General features: G+C 40.8%; 2 protein-coding genes. Both read left to right on the top strand.

Translation table 11 applies throughout. From position 1 onward, the window contains the following. A partial coding sequence (locus DBR43_RS30000; RefSeq protein ID WP_233603274.1) for a hypothetical protein occupies positions 1-3,078 on the top strand: 3,078 nt, incomplete at its 5' end. Between the two features lie 12 nt (positions 3,079-3,090). Continuing rightward, a complete protein-coding gene (locus DBR43_RS29995; RefSeq protein ID WP_124586992.1) occupies positions 3,091-6,504 on the top strand; it encodes a DUF6443 domain-containing protein in 3,414 nt (1,137 codons plus the stop codon). The last annotated feature ends 3 nt before the right edge of the window (positions 6,505-6,507 follow it).

Genomic DNA, 6,507 nt, shown 5'->3' with positions numbered 1-6,507 from the left:
GACGGACTGTTTATCGGTTATGAACATATGAAACAAAAGTTAGATAGTTATCAAAATAATCTCTACACTTATGCAGAGAAACAATTGTTTCTAAAAAATGCTGCTGATGGTTTCTATGATACTCAACCGGATCAGTTCTTTTTTAACTTTCAGGGGAAATCCGGAAGCATAATTTTTGATTCCAATGGAGTAGGGACGATAATGCCTTATCAACAACTCAAGGTTGTTAAAGATGCTTCAGGTTTTACGATTACTGATGAGGCGGGGGTGCAATATTCTTTCAGTGCTTCAGAATATACGACTAAGGTAAGAGATTGTGATATTTTTGAAGAACCTGAGTTTGTTTCTAGCTGGCATTTAGGATCCATCACCACGCCAAGTGGGGAAAGCGTAGGGTTTGGTTATACAGCTGGTTTGACCTATTTAGATTTGATCACTCAGGACGATAACTATCAAAGGATGCCGTCATACGAAACGTGCACTTTTATAGGCAGTGGTTCTTGCAAAGGAACCAGAGTTTCGATTAGAACGGCGCGATTGCATATTATTTACAGCGGAAAGAACAGTATTGAACTTTTGGCAAATACAAAAAGAATTGATTTGCCCGCTTATAGCTCCGAATTCAGATTGGATGGAATTGTTTTCAAATATGACGGTATTCCGGTTAAAGGGATCAACCTCGAATACAATGTATTTGGCTGCAATAGGCTGAGGTTAGATGCACTAAGGCAATATGACCCTAAATCACCATTATCCAATATTCCTTTGTTTAAATTTGAATATATTAATCCGGGAGGAGTGCCTTGTTCTTACGCAAAATCCGCAGATCATTGGGGATTTGCAAATAAGAATCGTGGCAGTTCTTTGGTTCCACCTGGAAAGATGCCCGGCGGTCAAGGTAAAACAGTTCGTTTTGAGGGAGCGGACCGTTCTCCGGATTTTGATTCTGCTATAGCGGGAGTGCTCAATAAAATTACTTATGCAACAGGTGGATATACCAAATTTGATTATGAGTCTAATGATGCAGGATTTATAAATAGAATTAAGGTCGCTGACTGGAAGAAAGATTATGTTGCAGTATCTGCTATTGCAGATCCATCAAATTCAATGTCGGTTTCAACGGTTACTATTGATTTTTTTCAAACAGTTACTTTTGATTATTCGGTTAATAAAGCAGATGACCCAGGTGACTACCCAAGTTACTATGAATATGTGACTTTAAAAAACAACCAAACCGGAGAAAGGATGTTTATCGGTTCTTTTGGTCAGGGTTTAATAAGTTATGATCTGGAACCAGGTACTTATACATTAACGGCTTATTCTGAAAATCCTATTACGAGCACGCGGATTAGTGCCACTTACGTAGCGAACACAGATATTCCGGTATACGACAAGATAACAGGTGGCGTCAGGGTGGCAAAAATTACTGATCACGATGGTGCTGGAATTAATGCAGATATGGTCAAAACATATACTTACAAGATGACCGATGAACCGTTCCGTTCCAGTGGTGTGGTAGCGGGAGAACCTATTTACGATTATTTTTATAACCAGATATTTAATGGTACTGTGTGTAGCTATTATGTAAGAACCGCAAATGCATTGGCTTTAGGTAGTACTAAAGGTGGAAACGTTGGGTACAGGGAAGTCCGGGTCGAAAAAAATAACGGAGAGGGAACATTGTATAAGCATACAACAATGTTTGAACATGGAGAAGGAACGACACCGGTTGCCTACAGCGAGTCTACAAGTCTTGATCACTTAAGGGGATTGTTGCTAAGTAAAACCGATTATAAAACTACTGGTAGTTTGAGGATTCCAGTGAGGGAAGAGAACCACCATTATAACATTACCTCTCCCTTTCATTATAAAGTTTTAGACGGCTTTACAATAAGTTATTACAGAAGAAGTCTAGGACAGCATGAAGCTGGTAATAATGATTTTAATATTAACCCGTATTCTCAGATTTCACAGTGGATCTATAAAGATTCTACCCGGGTTAAACTTTTTGATCTGAATGGACAAAATCCGGTTGAAACTATTCAAACATTTATATATGATAACCCTAATCACATTCAGTTAACAGCCGTAGAAAGCATAACGAGTGATGGCCAGAAAGAGACTGAACGTACTACTTATCCTTTAGATTATGCCAACGGTGTAGGGTTCATAGACCAGATGAAGACCAATCATTTAGTGTCTTATCCGGTGGAAAAAGCCAGGTATATGACTAATTCTTCAGGCGAAATCAAGCTGCTTTCAGGAAACATTACAACTTATAAACCAGGCGGAAAAGGTTTGAAAGAGGATGAATTGAGCCTGAAAACCTTAAATCCGATTTCTTTATCGGCGTTTAAGTTTTCCAATCAGTCGGTTGCGGGTAACCCGCCTACCGGGAATGCACCAACCAGCTTTTTACCTGATCCTTCCTATGAGAAACGACTCCACATAAGTGAATATGATGGTAATTCCAACATTCTTGAATATGAAACACCAGGTAGCGCTAAAGTCGCACTTTTGTGGGATTATGAAGGAACACTCCCTGTGGCACAGGTAATGAATGCCGCCCATACAGATATCGCGTATTCAAGTTTTGAGGCGGAGTCAAAAGGAAACTGGAATTATACCGGCATACCGTTGGTGTCCGCTACGGCAGCTACCGGAAGCAAGGTTTATCAGCTTGGCAATGGAGCTTTGAGTAAGGCTGGTCTTAATGGCGGTAAGCGATATGTGTTAAGCTACAGGACTATGAATAGTTCTGCGTTTGCAGTATCCGGTACCGTTGGAAATGTATCTCAAACGAAACTGGGTAATGGTTGGTATCAATATGACCATTATCTGTCAGGTGTGGTTGATGTTCAGCTTGCAGGAGCGGGTATCGTTGATGAGGTTCGTTTATATCCTGCGGAAGCAACAATCAGTACTTATAATTACCTTCCACAAGTGGGTACAACCGATCAGACTGACACCCGTGGTCAGACCATTTATTATGTGTACGATGATTTTCAAAGATTAAAATATATCAAAGATCAGAATGGGCATATCATTAAATCTTACGAATACCACCTTAAACCTTAGAAGCGCTCAGTAATGAAAAGATATTTTAATAGAAAGAAATTCCTCAGTCTGTTTGCGATGCTGATGTCGGTCAGCACTTTAATGGCCCAGGAAGGTAAAGTACTGGCTCAATATAACGGTGAAAAGGAGATCAAGGATTCCGTTAGTGTGACCTTAAAAAGTGGTTTCTTCATCCCCAAAGGACAGAACGTCCGGATCTATACCGGACGGAGTTTTGAGAATAATGTGCCTTCGTTATGGAGCCCCTCGGTAAATCAAAACTATATACGCAGCAGGGTTTTTAAAATGCCAGGGGTAAATTCGCAAAACATAGATTCTGCAAGAAATACCAGCGAGGTAAACCAAACGGTTCAATATATTGATGGATTGGGCAGAGTATTGCAGACCGTTACTGTGCAGGGTAGTCCGAACCACAAAGATTTGGTACAACCTATGGCCTATGACGCATTTGGCAGAGAACAGTTTAAATACCTTCCTTACCCTTCTTCTTCGGGGAATGGTAGTTTTAAACCCGCTTCAGTTACTGAGCAAAAGGATTTTTATAACAATCCTATTGTAGGGATTCCGGTAATCAGTAATTCAGCTTTTTCTGAAACCAAATTTGAAAATTCACCTTTAAACCGTGTGCTGGAGCAAGGTGCTCCGGGTGGAGCCTGGCAACTTTCTTCGGGGCATACCCAAAAGATGAGCTATGAGACTAACCTTGCGGGTGAGGTGAAGCTTTGGGAGGTAACGGCATCGGGGGCGGCAGCAGCCCGTCCTTATTCCCCCGGCAAGTTGTATAAAACGGTAGTAAGGGATGAAAATACCCCCTCTGGTCAAAAGGCGGGATCTGTAGAGGAATATAAAGATTTTAATGGACGGGTGGTTTTGAAAAGGATCTGGGAAAGTAATGTTAGCAGCCTGAGTACTTATTATGTTTACGACAACCTGGGGAACCTGCGTTATGTTATTCCACCGATTGTGACTCAGGACGGCTTTTCTGAAAGCGATGAAGTGTTCAAAAATTATATTTATGGTTATCATTATGATGGGCGTAAGCGGTTGACAGAGAAGAAAATTCCCGGTAAGGGTGGCTGGGAGTTTATGATATACAATAAACTGGATCAGTTGGTGTTGAGCCAGGATGAAATTCAGCGTGGAGAAGGGAAATGGTTGTTCAACAAGTATGATGGCCTGGGTAGGGTAGTGATTACAGGTATTTGCGCTGATGGATCTACTCCGGTAGCGATGCAGAACACTGTCAATGGGGAGTCTGTCCTTTGTGAAACCAGAAATATTGCAGGGGCAGACTATACCAATCTGGCCTTCCCAAGGACCATTGCTTACTATCACAGCATCAATTATTATGACAATTATGAATTTCCGGAAAGTGCTTTGTTTTCCGGGGATGCAGGGCTTGGATTGGTCGGTGGTGAAAGAACTAAAGGGTTACTCACTGCAAGCAGAGTTACAGTATTGGGAACTGGAACAATGCTGATGACAGTGAATTACTATGACGCCGATGGAAGACTTACGCAAACTAAAAGCCAGAACCATCTTGGGGGGACTGATGTCGTAACCAATGGATATAGCTTCGCCGGAGAACTGAAAAATAGTGTTCGTGTTCATACTGTCTCAGGAGTGAGCACTACCATAAACAATCAGTTCATTTATGATCACATGGGACGTAAGCAAGCTACATTGGAGCAAATCAATGGTGGCATTGAGGTGGTATTGAGCAAATTGGATTATAATGAATTGGGGCAACTAAGGAAGAAAAATCTGCACAGTATCGATCAGGGTCTTAACTTTCTTCAGAATACGGTTTATGATTATAATGAACGTGGTTGGTTGAAAAGGAGTATTTCGGATCAGTTCGGAATGGAATTGCAGTATCAGGATGGTGCTTCTCCCCAGTTTAATGGAAATATTTCAGGACAAAGATGGGGGACCGGGATTAGCTATACCAAAGCCTTTACATATGGTTATGATGCATTGAACAGACTTTTAAGTGCGAACTCAACTGGAGTGAATATGACTGAGGTGTTGACTTATGATGTGATGGGTAATATTTCCAGTCTGAACCGTGATGGACTTGGAGCGAGTAGCTATAGCTATACCGGAAACCGATTGAGCCAGATCACCAGCGGGCCTTTGGCTACAGGACAGTACAGTTATGATAACAATGGAAATGTGATTCTTGATGGTAGAAATGGATTGAATATTGGGTATAATTATCTAAATCTTCCAATTACGGTGACCAAGCCCGGCTTGAACCTGGCTTATACTTATAGTTCTCTGGGAGAGAAATTGCAAAAGGCAAGTAATGGTGAAGTCAGGACGTATGTCAGTGGGATTGAGTATGCAGGAAATACAATTGACATCATTCATACAGAGGAGGGAGTAGCCAGAAATAATAATGGTATTTTTAGCTATGAGTATAATCTGAGTGATCATTTGGGCAATGTAAGGTATAGTTTTCGGAGAAATCCGTCAAATGGTATTTTAGAGCGACTGCAGAGTGATGATTATTATGCATTTGGGTTAAGAAAATCTTCCGGTAGCCCGGTTTCTGTAAATAATAAATATCTTTATAACGGAAAAGAGATTCAGGATGAATTAGGTGGGCAGTACGATTACGGGGCGAGGTTCTATGATCCAGTGATAGGACGTTTTAACACAATAGACAGGTTTGCAGAGAAATATAGTAATTTAACATCATATCAATATGGTGCCAACAATCCTGTTCTGAATATAGATGTTAATGGAGACTCTTTAAGAATTAGTCACAGAGGGAAAGAGTATTTATATGAAAATGGCAAACTATATCAAAATGGCGCTGAATATACTGGTAAGGTTAAGGGGTTTTTGAAAAAAACTGTTAATGCATTAGCTGAGATTAACAAAGGCCAAGAAGGAGCAAGTATGCTTTCAGAACTTCAATCGTCTACCAATAACTTTACCATAGAAAAAGGAGATAGCAAATTTAATTCGAGCGAGCCTATAATGGCTCATGCCAGTCAACTCAGAACAGATCCTGCAGAGACGGTAGCTTTTCAAGCTTTGATAACCGCAGGAAGAAGCTTAAACGGCGGCTCTGGTGGTGTAATTTCTTGGGATCCTTCGGGTTCAATGCTTCCAACGACAAGTGGAGGTCAGACCAATGGCACGACTGATTTAGCTCATGAAATGTTTCATGCCTCGGATGCCAACAAAGGACTGCTAGATGGACGAATTCACCAAGGAATAAAAAGAAGTGAGTGGCAAGCCGTATATAGAGAGAATATTTTAAGAATGCAATTGGGACAACCTTTAAGAAGCCATTATATCAAGAGTATAGATAGCTCAGGTGGGTATATAGGAGGTAGTGGAGCAAGAATGACAACTTCAGGAATGCCTCTTGTTCCAATGAATTTCCCTATTAAACCATCTTGGTATAAATAAAAT

Source organism: Pedobacter sp. KBW06, assembly GCF_003852525.1.
Classification (GTDB): Bacteria; Bacteroidota; Bacteroidia; order Sphingobacteriales; family Sphingobacteriaceae; genus Pedobacter.
Note: the sequence above shows the minus strand (reverse complement) of the source record. Positions and strands in the feature narration are given on the sequence as shown.